At 58.6% G+C, this 22055-nt stretch carries 21 protein-coding genes; 12 read left to right on the top strand and 9 right to left on the bottom strand.

Going from position 1 to position 22055, the window contains the following annotated elements:
* Positions 1 to 53: 53 nt before the first annotated feature.
* Positions 54 to 881, top strand: a complete 828-nt coding sequence (gene bhcR / locus ABJO75_RS16425; RefSeq protein ID WP_348127252.1) for an HTH-type transcriptional regulator BhcR — start codon at positions 54 to 56, stop codon at positions 879 to 881.
* A gap of 32 nt (positions 882 to 913) precedes the next feature.
* On the opposite strand, the gene ABJO75_RS16420 is transcribed toward bhcR, so the two are convergent.
* Positions 914 to 1792, bottom strand: a complete 879-nt coding sequence (locus ABJO75_RS16420) for a LysR family transcriptional regulator (RefSeq protein ID WP_348127250.1) — start codon at positions 1790 to 1792, stop codon at positions 914 to 916.
* Between the two features lie 231 nt (positions 1793 to 2023).
* On the opposite strand from ABJO75_RS16420, the gene ABJO75_RS16415 reads away from it, so the two are divergent.
* The 3 genes from ABJO75_RS16415 to ABJO75_RS16405 all read left to right on the top strand — a co-directional run bounded on the left by ABJO75_RS16415 (position 2024) and on the right by ABJO75_RS16405 (position 6374).
* Positions 2024 to 4213: a thiamine pyrophosphate-dependent enzyme gene (locus ABJO75_RS16415; protein WP_348127246.1), complete on the top strand. Its 2190-nt coding sequence runs from the start codon at positions 2024 to 2026 to the stop codon at positions 4211 to 4213.
* Positions 4210 to 5238, top strand: a complete 1029-nt coding sequence (locus tag ABJO75_RS16410) for an ACP S-malonyltransferase (RefSeq protein ID WP_348127243.1) — start codon at positions 4210 to 4212, stop codon at positions 5236 to 5238. The genes ABJO75_RS16415 and ABJO75_RS16410 overlap by 4 nt, the downstream gene beginning before the upstream one ends.
* A 68-nt stretch (positions 5239 to 5306) precedes the next feature.
* The gene (locus ABJO75_RS16405) at positions 5307 to 6374 is read left to right on the top strand and encodes a 3-carboxy-cis,cis-muconate cycloisomerase (protein ID WP_348127240.1); all 1068 of its coding nucleotides are present in this window, start codon (positions 5307 to 5309) and stop codon (positions 6372 to 6374) included.
* Here the strand turns inward: ABJO75_RS16405 and pcaQ are convergent, their stop codons facing one another.
* Positions 6375 to 7304 (bottom strand): pca operon transcription factor PcaQ, encoded by a 930-nt coding sequence (pcaQ, locus tag ABJO75_RS16400; protein WP_348127238.1) that lies wholly within the window; start codon positions 7302 to 7304, stop codon positions 6375 to 6377. It abuts the gene before it with no gap.
* 83 nt (positions 7305 to 7387) lie between these two features.
* On the opposite strand from pcaQ, the gene pobA reads away from it, so the two are divergent.
* From pobA to ABJO75_RS16360, 8 genes are all read left to right on the top strand, one after another.
* Positions 7388 to 8557 carry a 4-hydroxybenzoate 3-monooxygenase gene (pobA, locus tag ABJO75_RS16395; protein WP_348127235.1) on the top strand — a complete coding sequence of 390 codons (1170 nt, stop codon included), beginning with the start codon at positions 7388 to 7390 and terminating at the stop codon, positions 8555 to 8557.
* A gap of 53 nt (positions 8558 to 8610) precedes the next feature.
* Positions 8611 to 8991 carry a 4-carboxymuconolactone decarboxylase gene (gene pcaC, locus ABJO75_RS16390; RefSeq protein ID WP_348127232.1) on the top strand — a complete coding sequence of 127 codons (381 nt, stop codon included), beginning with the start codon at positions 8611 to 8613 and terminating at the stop codon, positions 8989 to 8991.
* The gene (gene pcaH / locus ABJO75_RS16385) at positions 8988 to 9725 is read left to right on the top strand and encodes a protocatechuate 3,4-dioxygenase subunit beta (protein WP_348127229.1); all 738 of its coding nucleotides are present in this window, start codon (positions 8988 to 8990) and stop codon (positions 9723 to 9725) included. The genes pcaC and pcaH overlap by 4 nt, the downstream gene beginning before the upstream one ends.
* A gap of 2 nt (positions 9726 to 9727) precedes the next feature.
* Positions 9728 to 10342: a protocatechuate 3,4-dioxygenase subunit alpha gene (gene pcaG, locus ABJO75_RS16380; protein ID WP_348127227.1), complete on the top strand. Its 615-nt coding sequence runs from the start codon at positions 9728 to 9730 to the stop codon at positions 10340 to 10342.
* A 9-nt stretch (positions 10343 to 10351) separates the two neighbouring features.
* Positions 10352 to 11188 (top strand): 3-keto-5-aminohexanoate cleavage protein, encoded by an 837-nt coding sequence (locus tag ABJO75_RS16375; protein WP_348127224.1) that lies wholly within the window; start codon positions 10352 to 10354, stop codon positions 11186 to 11188.
* 305 nt (positions 11189 to 11493) lie between these two features.
* Positions 11494 to 14097, top strand: a complete 2604-nt coding sequence (gene mprF / locus ABJO75_RS16370; RefSeq protein ID WP_348127221.1) for a bifunctional lysylphosphatidylglycerol flippase/synthetase MprF — start codon at positions 11494 to 11496, stop codon at positions 14095 to 14097.
* A gap of 7 nt (positions 14098 to 14104) precedes the next feature.
* On the top strand, positions 14105 to 14431 hold the full coding sequence (locus ABJO75_RS16365; RefSeq protein ID WP_348127218.1) for a DUF202 domain-containing protein: 327 nt from the start codon (positions 14105 to 14107) through the stop codon (positions 14429 to 14431).
* Positions 14428 to 15021 carry a hypothetical protein gene (locus ABJO75_RS16360; protein WP_348127215.1) on the top strand — a complete coding sequence of 198 codons (594 nt, stop codon included), beginning with the start codon at positions 14428 to 14430 and terminating at the stop codon, positions 15019 to 15021. The genes ABJO75_RS16365 and ABJO75_RS16360 overlap by 4 nt, the downstream gene beginning before the upstream one ends.
* 74 nt (positions 15022 to 15095) lie before the next feature.
* On the opposite strand, the gene ABJO75_RS16355 is transcribed toward ABJO75_RS16360, so the two are convergent.
* From ABJO75_RS16355 to ABJO75_RS16325, 7 genes are read right to left on the bottom strand one after another with little or no spacing between them, the layout of a single operon-like run.
* Entirely contained in the window at positions 15096 to 17051 is a 1956-nt protein-coding gene (locus ABJO75_RS16355) for an SDR family oxidoreductase (RefSeq protein WP_348127213.1), read from the bottom strand.
* A 57-nt stretch (positions 17052 to 17108) separates the two neighbouring features.
* Positions 17109 to 17987, bottom strand: a complete 879-nt coding sequence (gene lsrF, locus ABJO75_RS16350) for a 3-hydroxy-5-phosphonooxypentane-2,4-dione thiolase (RefSeq protein WP_348127210.1) — start codon at positions 17985 to 17987, stop codon at positions 17109 to 17111.
* A gap of 25 nt (positions 17988 to 18012) precedes the next feature.
* Positions 18013 to 18648 (bottom strand): dihydroxyacetone kinase subunit DhaL, encoded by a 636-nt coding sequence (gene dhaL / locus ABJO75_RS16345; protein ID WP_348127207.1) that lies wholly within the window; start codon positions 18646 to 18648, stop codon positions 18013 to 18015.
* A 9-nt stretch (positions 18649 to 18657) separates the two neighbouring features.
* Positions 18658 to 19668, bottom strand: coding sequence for a dihydroxyacetone kinase subunit DhaK (locus tag ABJO75_RS16340; RefSeq protein WP_348127205.1), 1011 nt, complete (start codon positions 19666 to 19668; stop codon positions 18658 to 18660).
* Position 19669: 1 nt separating this feature from the next.
* Positions 19670 to 19864: a hypothetical protein gene (locus ABJO75_RS16335; protein WP_348127203.1), complete on the bottom strand. Its 195-nt coding sequence runs from the start codon at positions 19862 to 19864 to the stop codon at positions 19670 to 19672.
* Positions 19854 to 20969, bottom strand: a complete 1116-nt coding sequence (locus ABJO75_RS16330) for an ABC transporter ATP-binding protein (protein ID WP_348127200.1) — start codon at positions 20967 to 20969, stop codon at positions 19854 to 19856. The genes ABJO75_RS16335 and ABJO75_RS16330 overlap by 11 nt, the downstream gene beginning before the upstream one ends.
* A complete protein-coding gene (locus ABJO75_RS16325) occupies positions 20966 to 22054 on the bottom strand; it encodes an ABC transporter ATP-binding protein (RefSeq protein ID WP_348127197.1) in 1089 nt (362 codons plus the stop codon). Before ABJO75_RS16325 ends, ABJO75_RS16330 begins: the two co-directional genes overlap by 4 nt.
* Position 22055: the final 1 nt, after the last annotated feature.

Below are 22055 nucleotides of genomic sequence, written 5' to 3'. Positions count from 1 at the left end.
TGGATTTTCAAAAATATACTGAAGGTATCCTGAACGGTCAAAAGGCAGGTCCGATGCAAGAGAATCCCCGCAAACGTGGACGCCCGAAATCATTCTCGGGAAATGCGGCGCAAACCACCATCCAGTCTCTGGATCGGGCGCTTGAAGTGCTCGACCGGTTGGCTGCCTCCAAGGGTCTGACATTGACCGAGATTGCAACTGATTTGGGCCAATCGCCTGCTACGATCTACCGGGTGCTTGCCACGCTTGAGGCGCGCGCCTTTGTGGAAATGGACCCGGCTGCACAGGCCTGGCATGTCGGGCCAATGGCCTTTCGGCTCGGTTCGGCCTTTCTGCGCCGAAGCAGCGTTGCAGAGCGCAGCCGCCCGGTCATGCACGACCTGATGCAGGCAACCGGAGAGACGTCCAACCTCGGAATTGAGCGCCAGGGAGAGGTCATGTTCGTTTCACAAGTCGAGACAAACGAGTCCATTCGCGCCTTTTTCCCGCCGGGAACCCTGTCGCCCATACATGCCTCGGGCATTGGCAAGGCGCTCTTGTCGCGGCATGGCGAAGATCAGCTGAATCGCTATTTCAGAACTTGCCGGCAAGATAGCTTTACGGACAAGACCATAACGACGCCCGAGGCACTGCGCCAAGAGTTGGCACTCATCCGGGATCAGGGTTATGCCTATGACGATGAAGAGCGCACAGTCGGAATGCGCTGCGTCGCTGCACCAATCGTCAACCTCTATGGCGAAGCAGTCGCGGGGATATCAGTTTCCGGCCCAACCCACCGCATGGCGTCAGAGCGCATAGCAGAGATCGGAGCGCTGGTTCGTGATGCCGCCAACACCATTTCCCGTGGTCTCGGCGCGCCAGATGCGGGCGATAACGGCTAATGCGCAATTTCGGTCGTCGGGTTGCTGCTCAGTTACAACGTCGCCAGCCACTGCAAGAACAACGTCAGCGGAGTGCTCTGCGGGCCATGCTTGGGCCAGACGAGATAATAGGTGCCGACAACATCAAAAACCCCCTGACTGGCCGGAACGAGACGCCCGCGCTGGATTTCGCGCGTGGCAAGGAATTCCGGCAACAGCGATACCCCGGTCCCGGCCGCCGTGGCCTCTGCCATGTTTGTAAACTGGTCAAACAGCATCCCGCGAAGGCGATCAGCCTCAAGCCCATGCGCCTTGAACCAGTCTTCCCAGGCGCCGGGTCGGCTCTCCAGATGCAGCAGGGGTTGTTCCAGCAAGCGTTCAGGCGACATCGGGAGGGTGTCTGCAAATCCGGGCGCGCAGACTGCGATCACACGTTCTTTCAGAAGCGGCAGGTAATTCACCCCTCGCCAATCCTGCGTCCCGAAATGAATCGCCGCGTCAAAGTCTTCGGTTTCGAAATCAAAGGGCTGGATGCGGGTGCTCTGATTGACCAGAATCTCGGGATAGGCCGCTATGAACGCCGTGAGCCGCGGGCTGAGCCAGTACATTCCAAACGCCGGTAGAATCGCGAGGTTAACGTTGGAGCGCGTCCCGCTCGTCTTGACCTTGAGACTCGCCCGCGCAAGATCGTTCAGACAGTCACGCACCGAACGCGCATAGGCCTCTCCCGCTGGCGACAGGCGCAAGCCTTTCCCCTGCCGGATGAATAACGAAACGCCAATCTGGTCTTCCAGCACCTTGAGTTGCCGGCTGACGGCGGAATGGGTCAGCGACAATTCGTTTGCTGCGGCCGTGGCTGTGCCAAGTCGTTGAACGGCTTCAAGAGCCAGCAATGAATTGATCGAAGGCAGGAAACGCCGCGGGGCAATCATGTGAGTTTTCCTCCAATGAGTGTGAGGATTTATTGATTTTCGCTGGATTCGTAAACTGATACTCGTTCTCTTAGTGCACAACAGGTGGGTGATGCGATGAAGATCCGACAGGCGTACCACGACGCGGCATCAATCTGTTTGAAGCGTGCAGGCTCTGGCGCTGGTGCCGCTTATGCGTTCGCGAACATCGACTATCAGCACCCGATCTCCTTACCGAAAGCAAACTGAAGCATGGATCGTACAACTATCGTCCACGACAATTTCCTGCGCCGGGTTGCCGCAAATGACCTGCCTTCAGGGGCGGAACCCGCCGGCCCGTTGGGCGCGGCGCTGGCGGTGTCGATCTATCGTTCCGGATGCCTGAGCCGGGCTCTCGACCTCAAAAGCCGTGCGATGCAGGCCAAACGGCAGGGATTTTACACCATTGGTTCGTCGGGCCACGAGGGTATGGCCGCTGTTGCTGCTGCCCTGCGGCCCACTGACATGGCGTTTCTGCACTATCGCGATGCGGCCTTTCAAATCCAGCGCGGCGAGCAGGTGCCCGGCCAATCTACGACGTGGGACATGCTTCTCAGTTTCGCCTGTTCGTCCGAGGATCCGATCTCTGGGGGCCGTCACAAGGTGCTGGGATCAAAGGCGTTGAATATCCCGCCTCAGACATCGACGATTGCCAGCCATCTGCCAAAAGCGGTCGGCGCGGCCTATTCCATCGGCGCGGCGCGGCGTCATCGTCCCGATCATACAAGCCTGCCGGATGATGCGATCATCTTTTGCAGTTTTGGCGATGCCTCGGCCAATCATTCCACAGCGCAGGGGGCATTCAATACCGCTCAGTGGACGTCTTACCAATCCGTGCCATTGCCACTGTTGTTCTGTTGCGAAGACAACGGGATTGGGATTTCCACCAAGACTCCGCGCGGCTGGATCGGAGCCACCTTCGCGCAGCGGCCGGGACTAAAGTATTTCACCTGCGACGGGCTCGACATATTCGACACCTACGCGACTGCTCAGGCGGCGGCGGATTACGTGCGGCGGTGCAGAAAACCGGCGTTCCTGCATATCCGTACTGTGCGTCTCTATGGCCATGCGGGTGCCGATGTGGCCACCGCATACCTGCCCAAGGCCGAGGTCGAAGCGGATGAGGCCAATGATCCACTTTTGCACTCGGTGCGGCTCTTGTCTGAGTCTGGCGCCATGCGTCCGGATCGCGCCCTTAAGGTCTATACAGGCGCTCAGGCGCGCGTTGAGCGTATCGCCGATGAGATCGTCACGCGTCCGCATCTGGAAACGGCGCAAGAGGTCATGGCGAGCCTGATTCCGCCGACGCGCGACTGCAAGCCAAGCAATGGTCCCAATGTCGAGGCGCGCGCCAACGCGTTCGGCTCGGACATGCGAGCGATGGATGAACCTCAGCCCATGTCGCGTCTGATCAACTGGGCGCTGACCGAACTGATGCTGGAACATAGCGAGATCGTCATGATGGGCGAGGATGTCGGGCGCAAGGGCGGTGTCTATGGCGTCACGCAAAAGCTCTATGACCGGTTCGGCCCGGATCGGATGATCGACACGCTGCTGGACGAGCAATCGATCCTCGGTCTGGCGATCGGTATGGCACAGAACGGGTTTGTCCCGATGCCCGAAATCCAGTTCCTTGCCTATCTGCACAATGCCGAAGACCAGCTGCGGGGCGAAGCGGCGACCTTACCGTTCTTTTCCAACGGCCAATACACCAATCCGATGGTGTTGCGGATTGCCGGGCTTGGCTACCAGAAAGGCTTTGGCGGGCATTTCCACAACGACAATTCGTTGGCAGTGCTGCGCGATATTCCCGGTCTGATCCTTGCCGTGCCCTCAAATGGTGCCGATGCCGCAATGATGCTGCGCGAATGCGTGCGTCTCGCCCGTGAGGAACAGCGGGTGGTGGTGTTTCTGGAGCCGATTGCGCTCTATCCGATGCGTGACCTGCATGCGGATAAGGACGGGGCGTGGATGCGACGGTATCCGGACCCGACCGAGCGGATCGCGTTTGGCGAGGTGGGTATTACGGGCGATGGTCGTGACGTGGCAATTGTCACCTTCGGCAATGGCGCATATCTCAGCAATCAGGCGCTGCCGCAGATCGAGGCGGCAGGAATCAATCCGCGCCTCGTCGACCTGCGCTGGTTGTCGCCCATTCCGAAACAGGCGCTTGATGCGGCGGTTAAAGGGTGCAAATCCATTCTTGTTGTCGATGAAACCCGCCATTCTGGTGGCGTTGCCGAAGTGTTGATGGCGCATTTTCATGAGACTTCTGAAGCGAAGCTGGCTCGGCTCACAGCCAAAGACAGTTTCATTCCCACCGGTCCTGCCTATGCGGCGACGATGCCTTCGGCCGATGGGATCGTGAAGGCGGCCTGCGAACTGGCGGGAGATAAATCATGAAAACCGCTGTTGTCATCTGCCCCGGGCGCGGCACCTATAGTGCAACCGAGTTGGGCTATCTGTATCGTCATTTCCCCGGTCCGGGCTTGCTGGCAACCTTTGACCGAATGCGTGAGCAAGCGGGGCAAGACACACTCTCATCCCTTGACGGGGCGTCGCGGTATTCGCTGGCAAAGCATAGCCGTGGCGACAATGCCTCTGCGCTGATCTTTGCCGCAACGGTTGGTGATTTCCAGTCGATTGCTCGCGAGGACATCGAGGTTGTCGCCGTCACCGGGAATTCCATGGGCTGGTATTCGGCATTGGCCTGTGGCGGTGCGCTGACCAGCGAGGACGGGTTTCGGGTCGCCAATACAATGGGCACGCTGATGCAAGAGGCGCTGATCGGCGGCCAGTTGATCTATCCCTGGATCGATGAGGATTGGGTGCCGCAACCGGGACGTCGCGCGGCGCTTCTTGCACTGGCCGCGGATATCGATGCGCGCAAGGATCACGACCTCACGCTCTCTATCGATTTGGGGGGAATGTTTGTTCTGGCGGGCAACAATGCTGGTCTGCAAGCATTTGAGGACGCGGTTGAACCGACGCAAGGACGCTTTCCCATGCGGTTGGGCAATCATGCTGCCTTTCACAGCCATCTTCAAAGGCCAGTAGCCGCGCGTGGGCGGGCGGTGCTGTCGCCCGATCTGTTTCAGCAGCCAGACTTGCCGTTGATCGATGGTCGCGGAGCAATCTGGTGGCCAGAAGCGTCAAATCTGAGCGCGCTTTACAATTACACGCTGGGTCAGCAGGTGACAAACACCTACGACTTTACCCGCGCCATCACCATTGCAGCCCGCGAATTCGCCCCGGATCTGTTCATTCTCACCGGGCCTGGCGCGACGCTGGGCGGGGCGGTCGCGCAATCCCTGATCCTGGCGAACTGGCGGGGGCTGGACGGAAAATCATCGTTCAAATCAATTCAGGACGACCAGCCGATGCTGGTTTCCATGGGAATGGAGGATCAGCGCGGTCTGGTCACGTAAGGAAGGCAGGAGCCGTCAGCGAGGGGTGCGGCTTGTTCTGACGCCGAAAGGGACGTAGGTCTGACGGAATGACCAACGCATTCACACGAACGCCTCTGTGGGGTACGCTCTTTCAGGATCCGCAAACTGCTGCGGAGTTTTCGGCGGACCGGTTCTGCGCCCGGATGGTGCAATTCGAAGCGGCCTGGACCCGCGCCTTGCGCGAGAGCGGAACGGTCGCAAAAGATACTGCGGATATGGCGTTCGTTCAAATCGATGGGTTCAAACCTGACCTTGATGCGCTTGCCCGCGCTTCGGACGTGGATGGCCTGCCAGTGCCCGCGCTTGTGCGCCAGATCAAGTCGAACATGCCCGAGGATGCTCGCGCAGCCATTCATTCCGGAGCAACGAGCCAGGATGTGATCGACACCGCCACCATTCTGACGGCCCGCGCAGTTCTATCTATGTTTGGCGATCGTTGCATCGAACTGCTGCGCTTGCTGGACGATCTGAACGACCGTTATTCCGACAACCCAATTTCGGGTCGAACCCGCATGCAACTGGCATTGCCGATTGTCGTCGGGGATCGCATCGAAGACTGGCGAACTCCGCTTGCAGCGCATCTGGATCAACTGCGGGAGCTGATCAAAGAAATCAGTGTCGTGCAAGTTGGGGGCGCGGTGGGGCGTCGTGATACGCCAAGGGGGTCCGCCGATACGATTGCATCGGATGTAGCCAAGACGCTTGGCCTGCGAGTGTCGCCTGTCTGGCATACGGATCGATCCGGGATGCTGGACATCGGACATTGGTTGACCAAGGTCAGCGGCACGTTGGGCAAGATGGGGCAAGACATTGCACTGATGGCACAGCAGGGGATCGATGAGGTTCAGCTTGATGGGGCCGGGGGCTCGTCCGCTATGCCTCACAAGCAGAATCCGGTCCGCGCCGAAGTGCTGGTTGCGATCGCGCGCGTCGTTGGCGGGCAACAGGGGATCCTCGCGCAATCCATGGTTCATGAGCAGGAGCGTTCTGGCGCTGCATGGGCCGTAGAATGGATGACGTTGCCCGCAATGTTCGAGGCCACTGGGGCCGCGTTGAACAATGCCGATCATTTGCTGAGACAGATTCGCCATATCGGCTCGAAATCCCCTACCTGATCATCGTGCGGCGGCACCGTCCGTCGCCTCTAGCAACGCTTGTCGGAACAGGCGGATCGTTGGTGTCGGGTCCTCTTCTGCCCGTGCGAGGATTCCGACGGGTCCGGCCATAGCGCTTGTATCGATGGGGAGAGTGGTCATGCGGCCCGCCGCAATATCGCGTGCGACAACCCCTTGGCTGATAATCCAAATCGCTTGCGCCGGGCCAAGAGTCATCGCGCGACCAAAGGCGCCAGAGACCGTTTCGATCGTGTTGGGCCAGTCACCAACGCCCTGTGCGAGGACAAAGCGATCCACCAACGGGCGGATCGCCGCGCCCTTGGGGGGATAAAGAATGCGGCAATCATTCAGCGCTTCGAGGCTGTTGGCGCTCGCCAGCGGATGATCTGCGGCAATGGCGAACACGACCTGTTCGGAATAGAGCTGTGTGAAGGACAGGCCCGCCATCGTCTCGGGTCTGCCCATACGTCCGACAAGCAGGTCGAGATCACCAGATCGCAGCCGCTCGACCAGTCCACCGATGCGGCCATCCTCGACTGTGACCGGGGTCGCAGGTGACAGTTCTGCGAACCGTTGAACCACGTCGGGCAGCAGGTCAGCGGCGACACTGGGCAAGGCACCGATCCGCAGCGGGGCGGTTGCTCCAGAGGACAGCGCATCAAGGCTGGCTAAACCGTGGCTGAGTGCCGCGAGGCTCTGTTCTGCAAACTGACGAAAGACCGCCCCCTCGCGGGTCAACTCGATGCCGCCGCGATCCCTGTGCATCAGAGACACGCCAAGAATGCTCTCGAGATCTTTCAACGTTTTTGAGATTGCGGGCTGTGTCAGAAATATCCGCTCTGACGCGGCTTTCAGGCTGCCGCAACGCACGGTTTCGACGAAGGCGGACAGATGTCGCATCTTGATCTGGCGCAGTCTATTGAATTCCATTTTGGCAACTAACTGGCATGTTTTCTCATTTTTCATACAGATTACGATGTATTAGTGTAAGTGCAACAGGCTTGGAGGAGCCCATGAAAACACAGGTGGCAATCATCGGCGGCGGCCCGGCTGGCCTGTTGCTTTCGCAGCTCTTGCATACACGCGGCATCGACAGCGTGGTGCTTGAGCGTAAGACCAAGGACTATGTCCTGGGTCGCATCCGCGCGGGCGTTCTTGAGCAAGGCCTTGTCAACCTGATGGAAGAGGCTGGCTGTGCGGAACGGATGCACGCCGAGGGTTTTACCCACGACGGCACATTGATTTCATATGGTGACGAGATTTTCCGCGTGGATTTTTCGGAACACACGGGCACGCCCGTGATGATCTATGGCCAGACAGAAGTGACCCGCGATCTGTACGAGGCGCGTGAAAATAGCGACGGCAAGATCGAATTCGAGGTCCAGGATGTGGTCATTCAGGGCGCCAATACAGACACACCCCATGCTTATTACACGGTTGGTGGCGTGGTTCGACGGCTTGATTGCGATTTTGTGGCGGGTTGCGACGGCTTTCATGGCGTCAGCCGCCAGAGCATTCCTCTGGATGTGCGCCGCGAATACGAAAAGATCTATCCATTCGGCTGGCTTGGTATCCTGAGCGAGACGCCACCGGTCAATCACGAACTGATCTATGCGAATTCGAGCCGTGGATTTGCCCTGTGTTCGATGCGCAATGACAATCTGAGCCGGTATTACATTCAGTGCTCGCTGAGCGATAGCCCGAGCGATTGGACGGACGAGGCGTTCTGGGAAGAGCTGAAGCGTCGCATTCCCAAAGAACAGGCCGATAAGCTGGTCACCGGGCCTTCTATCGAAAAATCAATTGCACCGCTCAGGTCATTTGTCACCGAACCCATGCGGTGGGGCCGGTTGTTCCTGTGTGGTGATGCGGCGCATATCGTGCCACCCACAGGTGCCAAGGGGTTGAACACCGCTGCGTCCGACGTGCATTACCTCTTTAACGCGCTGCGGGATTTCTATGAAAACGGTTCGGAAGAGGGCATAGATGCCTATTCCGAGAAAGCCCTGAAACGGGTTTGGAAGGCCGAGCGGTTCTCCTGGTGGTTCTCGTCGCTGCTTCACCGGTATCCAGACCAGTCTGCCTTCGATCTCAAGATGCAGGTGGCTGATCTCGAATTCCTACGCTCGAACAAGGCCGCGCAACAGGCGATGGCGGAAAATTACGTCGGGCTTCCTTACTGATGGGCAGCGGTGACGCACAGGCCACGGCGACACAATGATCAAGGAAGATGCACATGCAAGACCGATTTGAAACCGGGATGACGGTTCGCCGTGAGGTTCTTGGCGATGCTCATGTCGACCGCGCTGAGGCCAACAAATCCAAGTTCGACGAACCGTTTCAAACTATGATCACCGAAGGCGCATGGGGCACGCTTTGGGCAGATGACACGATTTCGCGGCGGGACCGGTCATTGCTGACGCTGGCCTTGCTGGCGGCGACCGGGAACTTTGAAGAGATCCCGATGCATATCCGTGCCAGCCGCAATACCGGGGCCAGCCCGGAGGAGATTTTACAGGCGTTTATGCATGTCGCGGTTTACGCTGGCGTTCCAAAGGCGAACCACGCCATTAAACTTGCCAAACAGACATTCAACGAACTGGGGGTCGAATTATGAGCGTGATTAAGCAAACCGGAGGCTTTGTCCCGCGCGATCGCCATTGGCAGCCAGACGCACTGACGCCTGCCTATAAAACCAGCGTCAAACGCAGCCCTCAGTCCGCATTGCTGTCCTTTCCAACCACGATGAGCGAAGAAACATCTCCGGTCTTTGGGCATAACTTGATTGGGGAACTGGACAACGACCTGATCCACAACTTTGCCAAACCGGGTGAAAGCGCGATTGGTCCCCGGATCATCGTGCATGGTCGGGTGTTGGACGAAATGGGGCGCGGGGTGCCCGGTGCCCTGGTCGAATTCTGGCAGGCCAATGCAGGTGGTCGTTATCGTCACAAGAAAGAAGGCTATCTGGCGGCGCTTGATCCGAATTTCGGCGGATGCGGGCGGACCATTACGGCAGAGGATGGATCATATGAATTCCGCTCTGTCCAGCCGGGGCCTTACCCTTGGCCGAATGGCATGAACGACTGGCGTCCGGCGCATATCCATTTCTCGATTTTTGGGCATGGTTTTGCACAGCGCCTGATCACCCAAATGTATTTTGAGGGCGATCCGCATATCCCGCTTTGCCCGATTGTTGGAGGGTTGAAATCTCAAGAGGCCGTGGATGCCCTGACCGCGCTGCTAGACATGCACCGCACCGTCCCGATGGACAGCCGCGCCTATAAATTCGACATGGTTCTGCGTGGGCGGCGCCAGACCTGTTTCGAGAACCGCAAGGAGGGTCTTTGATCATGATCCAGAAGCTTGAATATTTCAAGGAATCTCCCAGCCAGACTGCGGGCCCCTATGTCCATATCGGCTGCACACCCAATTTCACCGGCATCAAAATCTATGGCGGCGATCTTGGCGCGTCGATGAAAACAGGGTCGGTTCAGGGGCAGGAAATCACCATCAAGGGTATCGTCTATGATGGCACCGGAACCCCGCTGCGCGATGCGCTGATCGAAATCTGGCAACCGGATGCGGCAGGGCTGTTCCCATCCGCAAACGAAACCCGCGGGCAGGCCGATCCGAACTTTACCGGCTGGGGGCGTTCGCCCGGCGACATGAACACCGGCGAGTTCAGCTTTGAAACGGTCAAACCCGGCGCGGTTCCTTTTCCAGATGGGCGCATGCAGGCGCCGCATATCACGGTCTGGGTCGTGGCGCGTGGCATCAATATTGGCCTGCACACGCGCATCTACTTTGACGACGAAACAGAGGCTAACGCCGCTGATCCGATCCTGACGCGCATTGAACACCAGAACCGCATCCCGACCTTACTGGCCAAGAAAACCGCAGATGCTGTGTATCGGTTCGACATCCATCTTCAGGGTCCGGACGAAACCATCTTTTTTGATATGTGAGCGGAAAGAATGACAAACCCCTGCATCATCTGTGTGGCGATCACCGGCTCTCTGCCGACCAAAGCCAATAACCCTGCTGTCCCGATCACGGTCAGCGAACAGGTTGAATCGACTCACGAGGCGTTTGAGGCCGGGGCCTCGATCTGCCACGCTCATGTTCGCAATGATGATCAGACCCCATCCTCGGATCCCGAAAAGTTCGCGCGGCTGAAGGAAGGGTTGGAAAGGCATTGCCCCGGCATGATCATCCAGTTCTCAACCGGCGGTCGATCTGGCGCGGGCAAGACCCGTGGCGGGATGTTGCCGCTTGCTCCTGATATGGCATCGCTGTCGGTCGGTTCGAACAACTTTCCGACTAGAGTTTACGAAAACCCACCGAATCTTGTCGATTGGCTGGCCTCCGAAATGCTGGAGCATGGGGTCAAGCCAGAGATCGAGGCGTTTGACCTTAGCCATATCCTGAAGGCGGCGGATATGTATGCGAAGGGGCAAATCAAAGACACGCCCTATGTGCAGTTTGTGATGGGCGTGAAAAACGCAATGCCAGCGGATCGGCATGTGTTCGACTATTACGTCGAAACCGTGAAGCGCTTGTTTGGGGATAACGTGGCATGGTGTGCGGCGGGTATCGGTGCCCGACAGGTGCTGCTGAACGACTGGGCGATTTCCAGCGGTGGCCATGCCCGAACCGGTCTGGAAGACAACGTCCGGCTTGATCGCGACACGCTGGCCCCCTCAAACGCGGCGCTGGTGCGTCGCGCCGCTGAGATCTGCGAAAACTACGAGCGGCCGGTTGCGACGTGGCGACAGGCGCGCGAAATTCTTGGGCTGCGTGTGCCTGCATAAGTGTTGGCAGTCTGGGGCTGTGCTCCGCAATTGGTGCCTGATCGCCGAACGCCTGCTCCTAGAAAAATCCCTGATGTACGACCGTTTGATTGGTGCGAGTGTATGCTGCTATTGTGATTTTCGGGATTGAGTGGAGATTGGACCTGACAAATTTCACCGATGTACTAAAGTGCTGGTCGTGAGGAGATCGGCCAGTTCGAAGCTTGGCTTTCGGATTGGGCTAAACTTTCGCACAGCTGGCGCAGCAATGGGCATATTGGCAGAGATGCAGCACATTCAGAACGAGGTTCTGCAGGAACGACCGAATGGCCGGTAGTGAAACGCCGATCGACGCGCCAACCTCGCCGGGGCGCATATCGCGGCTGATTGCGCATCCTGCTATTCGTGTCGCGGTGCCGCTGGTGATCGTGGCGATCACGTTTTATGTCCTGCATGAGCTGTCCTCCAAGGTCAGTTGGCGCGCGGTAAAGGCTGATGTTGCCGACAGTAGCCTGACCGCGATTGCACTTGCCATTGCCGCAACCGCTGTCAGCTTTTTTGCGCTGTCGCTCTATGATGTCCTTGCGGTGCGCAACCTTGCGAAAGGGCAGGTGCCTGACCGGATCGCCGCCTATGCAGGGGGGACCGGCACGGCGATCTCCAACCTTCTTGGGTTTTCGTACCTGACAGGGACGGCCGTGCGATATCGGATCTACGCCTCTCTTGGGGTCGATCTTGCGCGTGTTGCCGGGATTATTGCGGTCTCGTGGATCGCTTTCTGGCTGGGGCTGACGCTCATCATGGGCGTATTGCTGTTGGCACATCCTGTGGGGCTGTCGCAGGTGTTGCCGCTTGACGGGACGCTTGAGACAATCGTTGGCGCGGCGCTGTTGGGCGGGCTGGTCGTTCTGTTGATCTGGCTCTCGCGGTCACCCCGCAGTCTATTAGCCGAGGGCTTTCGAGTGCCGCTGCCCGGTGGGCGATTGGCGATCTCGCTTATGGTGGTCGCCGTCTTTGACCTGATGGGCGCGGCGATGACGCTCTACTTTCTGCTGCCAGCAGATTTGGCCGACAACTTTGTCTATTTCTTTGTCATCTTCATGGGCGCGACCGCGCTTGGCATTCTGAGCCACTCTCCCGGCGGGTTGGGCGTGTTCGAAGCAACCCTGATCGCGGGGCTGGGCGCTGCTGGGCGGCCCGACATGTTGGCGGCGCTTTTGCTGTATCGCGTGATCTACTCGGTCCTGCCTTTTGCGGTTGCGGTGGTGGCATTGGCGCTGACATGGGCCGTGACCCAACGCGGCGCGATCGCCAAGAGTTCGAACTGGGCCTATCGGTTGGTCCGCCCGCTTGTCCCGCTGGCCGCGTCGGGGGTTGCGTTGCTGGCCGGATCAATCCTGCTGATCTCGGGAAACCTGCCGGGCGAGAGCGCACGTTTCGGCGTGTTGCGCGATATCATCCCATTGCCGTTTGTCGAGGTATCGCATTTGGCAGGCAGCGTTGCTGGTCTGTTGCTGATCGTGATCGCACGCGGGCTTTACCGCAAGCTCCACCGTGCGTGGCTGATCGCGATGGGGTTGATGATCGTCGGATTTGTCACTTCTCTGGCGAAAGGTCTCGATTGGGAAGAAGCCGTTGGCATGCTCGTTTCGCTCGCCGTGCTCGGCGCGTTCCGTTCGGCGTTCTACAGAGTCGAGGCGGCGTCGGTCTTTCGCCTCAACGGCACCTGGCTCGTCAGCATTCTTGCCCTTTTGGTGGCCATCTTCTGGATCGGGCTGTTCGCCTACAGCCATGTTCAATATCGCGATGCGCTCTGGTGGCAGTTCGCGTTTGACAGCGATGCGTCCCGGTTCCTGCGGGCCAGTGTCGTCGTCGCGCTGGTCCTGTTGGGGATCGCCCTGAATTCGCTTCTCAACCGGCGGGGCGCTGTCAGTGGCCCACACGACATACCGGATGTCGTGCGCGAACTGATCGCACAGAGCGAGGATACCGAGGCCCAGCTTGATCTGCTTGGTGACAAGACGTTCCTGATCTCCGAGGACAATCGCGCGTTCATCGCCTATTGCGACACGGGTGGGTCACTGATCACCAAAGGGGAACCCGTGGGCGATGAGGCTGCGGGGCGCAAGCTGATCTGGCAGCTGCGTGAGATGGCCGACAACGCCGGAAAGCGATGTGCCTTTTACGCGGTCTCGCCGAAATACCTCGCCACCTATCTTGATCTTGGGCTGTCCATCCTCAAGATCGGCGAGGTCGCGCGCGTGAACCTTCAGGGATTTACGCTGGACGGATCCAGCAAAAAGAAATTTCGCGGTGCCCGCAGTCGGGCCGAACGCGATGGTTATGAATTTGCCATCATCCCCAAGGCCGAACTGGCACCCATGCTTGGCGAATTGCGTGGTACTTCGGACCGCTGGATGAAAGAGAAGCAAGGCGAAGAGAAAGGTTTTTCGCTTGGCTATTTTGACGACACCTATCTTTCCAACTTTGACCACGCAGTACTACGCCATGTCGAAACCGGTCGCATCGTCGCCTTTGCCAATCTGTTTCAGGGAGCCAACAAACACGAACTGTCGCTTGACCTGATGCGTTACGATCCCGAAGGGCCCAAAATCGCGATGGACGCCCTTTTTGCCGAACTCATGCTGTGGGGAGCCGAGCAGGGGTTCCATTGGTTCTCGCTCGGGGCGGCCCCGTTTTCAGGCATTGAAAACCATCAATTGTCGTCACTTTGGAACCGTATCGGCGGCTTCATCTATGAACACGGCGAACACGTCTATCACTTTGAGGGGCTGCGGTCTTTCAAACAGAAATTCGATCCCGACTGGACGCCCAACTATCTGGCAAGCCCCGGCGGTCTGGCTGCTCCGCGCATTCTTTACGAGGTCAATGTTCTGGTGTCGGGCGGGATCAAGGGTTTGGTAGGGTAAGGCACCGATGATTGAGAATTACGCGGATCATTCCTCAAATGAACGCACTTTTCTCGCCTGGGTGCGCACCGTCATCGCGATTGTCGGTTTTGGGCTGGCTGCCGCGCGACTTGGGCAGGAAAGGGCTGCGCTGTGGTCTGAAATGCTGATGCTGGCGGCGGGCGCACTGGTGATATTGCTGGCGTTTCTCAGGATGCAGCACATCCGCAAGAATATTGCGGCGACCGAGCTTGTTGACGATAATGCCTTGTCGGCCAATGCGTTCCTGCTTGTGCTGATCGCCGCGCTATTCGGGTTGATCGCGGCGTTCGGCATTCATGTGAGCTCGCAATGAGCGTCCTCCGGCGCATCCCGTTCACCTTGCTGTTTCTGTCGGTCATGGTTCTTGCGAACTGGTTTGCGGGGACATTGGGCGGCACGTTGCCACCGGACTCACTTGCTGACTGGGGTATCAGTCACGAAATGGTTGTCAGTGGCGATCTTACGCGGCTGTTTACCGCCACATTTCTGTCTCATGACTTGGCAATGTTCCTTCGGCAAATGATCTTTGCCGCTGCCGTCATTGGCTATTTCGAATGGCGCACATCGACGTTGTGCACTGCGACCACATTTTTTGCAATCGACCTGGCTGGTACGATGATCGTGCTTTTTGGTGTCGTGCCGCTTGTCACTGCGATACCGGAGATCGGACATTCCGATGCAAGGGCGACGCTTGATGTCGGCATGTCGGCTGGCGGGTTCGGCCTGATCGGTGCGATCCTTGCGAGTTGGTCGAAGAAATGGCTTTTGCTCGGGGCGGTGGTTGCCGCAATCGGGGTCAAGATCTGTTATGATCTGGATCTGATCGCGGACAGCGCGCATTTGATCTGTCTGTTGCTCGGATTTGCCGTTCAGTTGGTTCTGCCGGCGCGAACCGGTTCCTGAGGCAAGCGAAAGAGACTGGCATGAGCGTCAGTTGCTTCAAGCCTGCGTCAGCACGCACCTATCTGCGCAGGTGTTCAGATCACCCGGTCGTTACCCCCGTCCACCGGGAGTTGTGCGCCGGTGGTTCTGGACAAGGTTCCATCCATGAATGCAGCGACGGCCAACCCGACATCTCGTGACGTGACCTCTGCGTGCAACAGGTTGCGGGTCTTGTATTCATCAATTGTCAGACCATACCGATCCGCAGATTTTTGCAGGGTTTCCTGATCCCAGAGACGGGTATCAAACACTGCATCCGGATGAATCGCGTTGACCAATATGCCCTCGGGTGCCAGTTCCAGCGCGAGAACGCGCATCAGTTGGGTCAGTCCCGCCTTGGAAACCGAGTAGGCCGCGGCACCGGCACCGGGGGCCTGAACGTTCCTCGATCCGACAAAGACAATTGACGGATCGACCCCGTGTCGCAGGAACGGGATCGCGTGTTGGACCAGTTTGCGATGCGAGGTAAGGTTCACGGCAAGCGTGCTGTCCCAAACGTCATCGGGCATGTTTTCCACGGTATCGCCAGTCTTGAAAACCCCTGCATTGGACACAAGCATGTCGATGCCGCCATAGCGTCTTACCACCTCTGAAAGGCAGTTCTGGACATGTGCTTCATCGGTCAGGTCGACGACAAATGACGCAAAATCCGGTTGATTCATCACCGAACTGATCTCGGGGTTGATGTCCAGCCCGACGACAACGGCCCCCTTGGCACGCATGGTTTCGGCACAGGCGCGGCCGATGCCGGTGGCCGCTCCACTGACGACCGCGATCTTGCCTGATAGGACCGCATCGGGTTTTTGGCGTTTCAGTTTGGATTGTTCGAGCTCCCAATACTCCAGAGCGAACAGATCCTCGGGTTTGAGCCCTTGCCATCCACCAATGATCTCGGCCCTGCGCATGGCGCTGAGCGTTGCATTGACCACATCCCGCGACACGCTGGCCCGTCGCAAGTTCGGCCCAAAACTGCGCGTATGGCCGCTGTCGAACATCGCCCAATGAGGGAAGGGCGCGAGCATCGTCATGCTGTCATCGCCAAACTGCTCAAAATATGCTGTATACTCGGTGGTAAAGCTGGACACCGCCGCGTCGGGATCGTTGTGAAACAGCGCCGGGAACGGTTTGTTGTGAATGACATGCTCGGGCGTCAGGGTGCCTTTTCGTGCCATCTTTGCCAGAACCGTCAATCGGTCGGCGGGAGTGTCATCCGCAGGCAATGAGAGAACAGCTTTGCCGGCGGCGTCGCAGACCGCCTTGCGGGATTTTGCAATCATTTCCGGGTCCTGATCGCCCGCAGAAATTGCAGGTAGCGAACCAAAGCGGTTGGAGAGGAACTTTTCGGCCTGATCCACGACCGCGATCATCCGGTCATAGGATGCCTTTGCACTGTCGGCAAATGTGAAAACCCCGTGATGCCCAAGGATGATCGTATCATGATCCGCGAACAGACCTTGCTGCAGGGCCTCGCGAAATTGCCGAGCGAGGTCGAACCCCGGTTTCACGTAGGGCAGAACCAAGACGTCGTCACCAAACGCCTCGTTCAGCAACTCCCATCCTCCGACAGAGTTGGACAGGGTCAGGACCGCGTCCGCGTGGCTATGATCTACGAACTTGAACGGGATCAAGGCATGAACGATGGCTTCGATCGACGGGGCGGCAGCCGCCGAATTCAACCGGGCGCAATTTACCTCGTTTACCATGTCGCTGTCTGACAAGGTTTCAAGTTCTGCCAGTTCCAGCAAGGGGGCCAGTTTTAGTCCCGTGAACCCTTCGACCCACATCTGGCCAAGATCATATCCGCTGGCCTTGACCCAGATAGCGTCATGGGTATTGCCGAACCGGTCGGTGTGGCTGGCCTTGACCGAGGTATTTCCGCCGCCATGCAACACAAGCGCGGGATCAAGCCCGATCAGCCGCGATGTATAGGCCCGCAGGGACAGATCGCACGTGTGAGATGCGACCTCCTGGTCACTCCATCTGTTCTGCATGGTCGTACCTCGAATTTCTGGGGGCCCCATCGGCCAAAGCTGGCTGGAAAGAAGGCGTCAGGATGCGCCCGAATCCTGAAACAGTTCGTAGGCTGCGGCGCCCGTTGCATCATGATGCACCACCGCTTCTAGCGCCTTGAGCATGGCAACCGGGTTTTCCGACTGAAAGACGTTGCGCCCCATGTCGACCCCGGCAGCGCCCTGATTTATTGCGCGATAGGCCATTTCGAGAGCATCGCGTTCGGGCAGTTTCTTGCCGCCCGCAATCACGATTGGCACAGGGCATCCCAGCGTGATCTTTTCAAACCCGTCCTCGACGAAATAGGATTTCACGAACTGCGATCCGATCTCGGCGGCAATGCGGGTCGCCAGACCAAAATACCGCGCATCCCGCACCATGTCGGCACCAACACCAGTGACGGCCATGGTCGGAATGCCATAGCGTGTTCCGGTGTCGATCAGCTTGACCACATTGGCGATGGATTTGTGCTCGAACTCGGCCCCGATATAGACCTGCGCCGCCATGCCGGATGCACCCAGCCGGATCGCATCTTCGATATCGACGCTGACCAGTTCGTTGGACAGTTCGGTCAGAATGCTGTTACCGGCACTGCATCGCAGAACCACGGGTTTATTCACGTCGGGTGGGATCACCGACCGCAAAGCTCCGCGCGTGCACATCAGCACATCCGTGTGCTGCGCCAGAGGCGCGATGGTCAGATCAATCCGTTCAAGCCCGGTAGTCGGCCCCTGAAAGTACCCGTGATCAAACGCCAGCATCACCGTGCGGCCTGTTTCAGGGCGGAAGATTTGCGACAACCGTGCCTTCATGCCCCAGTCGTGATGCGCTGCGCCTTTCAGAAAGAACTGACTGGTATCCGCAGGGCTGTCTGCACCCCAATCCTTGCCGTCCTTGATATCGTCGAGATCCGCCATGATCGTTCCTTTCGGTCTTTGACTGCTAGAGGCTGGCGCCATAGGAGCGCATCGCGCCCAGAATAATCGAAACAGAGATCGCGCCCGGGTCAGGATACCCGATCGAGCGTTCTCCCAATGATCGGGCCTTGCCAGTCGTGGCGATCATCGCCTTGCTCGCCTCAACGCCACCGCGTGCGGCTGTTTCGGCGGCGGTAAACGCCTCGACCAGATCATCCGATTGCGTCTCAGAAACCGCACGCGCTGCCGGAGCCAGAGCATCCAGCATGGTTTTGGCGCCTTCCTCGACGCCGCCCCGTTTCGCCACGGCGGCACAGGACAGAGTCAGGAATTCACCGAAGCGGACCGTATTCAGCGTATCGTGACCGGCAAAGGCTTTGGCCCCGCCGCGAAACAGCGTCCCGAACACTGCGCCGGCGGCGCCACCGGTCTTGGACATGATCGCCATGCCGGTCTTCTTGAACGCATCTTCCACCGACAGATCGGGTGCCGTTTGCAGCGTTTCAGTCACCGCTTCAAAACCGCGCCGCATTCCGATGCCGTGATCCCCGTCGCCGGTCGCCAGATCGGCGTCGGTCAGCACATCCACATTGTCGATGACGGCCTGCGCAACCGCTTGCAGCATCTCGTTGACTTGGGAGTTGGTCAGTTCCGTGCTCATGTCGTGCCCCTAGCAGTTTGACAGGCCCAGCGAGCGTGCGGGCATGTCCAGATAGTGTTTCAGCTCGTCATCAAGTTTCAGAAGCGTGACGGAAAAACCGGCCATTTCCTGAACCGTGAGCCAGGTGCCGACATCGGTGCGGTGCACCTTGATGCCGCGTTCGTCCAGAATCTTGCGGATACGGCGATTGACGATCAGCATTTCCATCATCGTTGTTGCGCCGAGGTTGTTGATCAGCAGCGCGATTTCGTCACCCGAGGCGAGTTCGATATCTGCGAGGATCTTCTCCATCAATTGATCCGCGATCTCGTCCGCGGTGGTGATCTTTTGTTTGGCGATCCCGGCTTCGCCATGCGCGCCCATGCCGATTTCGATTTCATCATCGGCCAGCTTAAAGGTCAGTTTCCCGGTTTCAGGGATCGACCCCGCCGTCACCGCAACGCCCATGGATCGCAGATTGCCAACGGCCTTGCGGGCAACCCGTTCGACCTCGTCCAGAGTGTCCAGTTCCTGTGCGGCCCCTCCTGCGATCTTGATGGCATAGACGTCGCCCGCAATTCCACGCCGGTCGTGGGCGCGTTCGGGGGGCGCGGCGGCCACGTCGTCGGCAACGCGCACTGTGCGCACGTCGATTCCGTCGTCTTCGTCCAGCAACTCGGCGGCGATATCAAAGTTCATGTTGTCGCCAGCGTAATTGCCGTACAGAAACAGGATGCCTTTGCCGCGATGCACGGCCTTGGCGGCTTCTATGATCGTGTCGGGTGATGGAGCTGCGAACACCTGTCCACAGGCGGCGCCGTCGCCCATGTTCTTGCCGAGAAAGCCGTGGAAGATGGGTTCGTGCCCGCTGCCTCCGCCGATCAACAGGGCCACTTTTTCATCGGGCAGGTCGGTGCGGACAAGAGCATCGGTTCCGGGCAACCGCTCTACTGTTCCATCATAGGCCAGTGTCAGCCCTTCCAGCATCTCTTCGACAACGTTGCGCGGGTCGTTCAGAATTTTCTTGGGTCCGTGAGCCAACTCAATTCTCCTGATTGATAGGGGGTTTCGAGGGGATGTGGTCCAGAATCATAAAGCCCACAACACCGACCATCAGAATCGGAAACCCCAATGAAAACAATGCCATCGAAAAGGGTTGGCACAGCATGGCAAACCCGACGAGGATCAAGGTGATGACCACGCGATAGGCGATTGTCAGATGCGTCTCAGACACCATGAGGGGCCCCTTCGTTTACTTGCGACACGCGGACGCCGCTGGATTTGTCGAACAGGAAACCGGCACCTTCGGCCAGTCGGAACCCGCAGGCTTCGCCCTGATGCAGGGTTGTCCCTTCGGCAAGAACCTTGCGGAATACCCCTCCGGAGAACTGGATCTGGGCAGCAGATTCATACCCGCGGTTGTCGACGGCATAGACCGTGGCGTTGTTGGACCTCGCGGCCCCGGCATCCACCAGTTCAATGTCTTCGGGCCAGACGCCCAGCTCGAATTCGCTTGCCCCAGGGCCTGTCCGACCAAATTGCGAAAGGTGCAGGCGCTGGTCGCAGCCCTTTATCATGATCTCGTCGCCCTCGGTGCGAACGTCGAAGAACGCCATGGCAGGGCTGCCGATCAGGCGCCCGACGGCGGCGCTGGCGGGGGCGGCGAAAATCTCTTCTATGGTGCCGGATTGCAGGATCCGACCATCGTTGATGATGCCGATACGATCCGCGATCGAGATGGCACCATGATAGTCGTGCGTGGCGTAGAGCATGGTCGAATTCTGCTCGCGATGGATTTGCCGCAGCTCTGATCGCAACCCCTCGCGCAGCTTCAGGTCAAGCGCGGAAAGCGGTTCATCCAGCAGGAACATGCTGGGTTGCCGCACCAGGGCGCGGGCAATCGCCACCCGTTGCTTCTCACCGCCTGACAGGGTTTCGACATCACGATCCAGATGTTGCGATATCCGCAGCAGTTCGGCTGTGTGCTGCACCCGGCGCGTGATCTCGGCCTCGTCTTCGCGGTAGGTAGGCGAGCGCAGGGCAAAGGCGATGTTGTCAAACACATTGAGGACCGGCAGCAGGTTAAAGCCCTCGAACACAATCGAAAGATCCCGCGCCGACGGGTCCGCATCGGTCACGTTGCGCCCACCCAGAAAAACCTCGCCCGCGTCCAGATCCAACAAACCGGCGGTCGCCTGTATGGTTGAACTCTTGCCCGCGCCTGTTGGCCCAAGCAGGGCAAAGATTTCGTTGCGATGTACTTCGAGGTCGATGCCGCGCAGGGCGGGGAGACCCTTGTAGGCTTTCTTCACGCCTTGAAGTTTCAGCAGGCTTTCGGTCATGCGCCTGCTCCCAATGTCGCGATCCGATCACCGGATTTTCCGTCAAAGAACACCAGCCCCTCGGGGCGGATTGCGATGTTGTGACCCTGTCCGGCTGCGTCGGATCGCACGTCGATGCCCTGAGCAATGTCGTCGCCAACCCGAAACGAAAAGTAACGCTCGCGCCCGACCGAGAAAATGTCATCCACCGTCACATCTATACCAACTTCTGGCGGTTCGTCGACAAGCTGCAAGTCGCGTGGGCGCAGCCCCATCCGCACCGGGTTGTGTGACCGCCGCACGACATCCGGCACAGCCTTGTCCGACAGGATGATATCGCTGTTGCCGAGCCTGTATCCGCCCGACACCGGGTTCAGATCCATAAAGTTCATGCTGGGAGAGCCGATGAACTGCCCTGCAAAAACCGAATTTGGATCAAAGAACAGGTCATGCGGTTTATCGACCTGCACGATCCTGCTGTCGTTCATCAGCACGATCCGATCTGCCAGCGACATCGCCTCGCGTTGGTCGTGGGTCACATAGATCGTGGTGACGCCGAGCTCCCTTTGCAGATGGCCAAGTTCCCACCGCATTTCCTCGCGGAATTGTTCATCAATTGCGGACAAGGGCTCATCCAGTAGCAGAACCGCTGGTTCCCGCACGACCGCACGTGCCAGCGCGACCTTTTGCGTTGTGCCGGGGGCCAATGCGCCGGGATAGCGTTTCAACTCGTCGCCGAGTTTGAAGATTTCAGTGACCCAATCCAGCTTTCGGGCAATCTCGGCGCGTTTGAGGCCGCGCGCCTTGAGCGGGAACACGATATTTTCGGCAATGCTGAGATGCGGGTAGAGCGACACGAACTGAAACACCATCGCGATGTTGCGCTCACTGGCCGTCAGGTCGTTCACCCGTTGCCCGTCAAACAGGATGTCGCCGGTCGTGGTGCCCTGCAAGCCGGCGACGGCACGCAGCGTTGTCGTCTTACCGCAGCCGGATGGGCCAAGATAAACGACAAATTCGCCATCGTTGATCGTCAGGTTCACATCTTTTACCGCCGTGAACGCGCCGAATTTGATCGTCAGGTTTTTGAGTTCAACCTTGGCCATG

The organism is Sedimentitalea sp. (assembly GCF_039973035.1).
Classification (GTDB): Bacteria; Pseudomonadota; Alphaproteobacteria; order Rhodobacterales; family Rhodobacteraceae; genus Sedimentitalea.
Note: the sequence above shows the minus strand (reverse complement) of the source record. Positions and strands in the feature narration are given on the sequence as shown.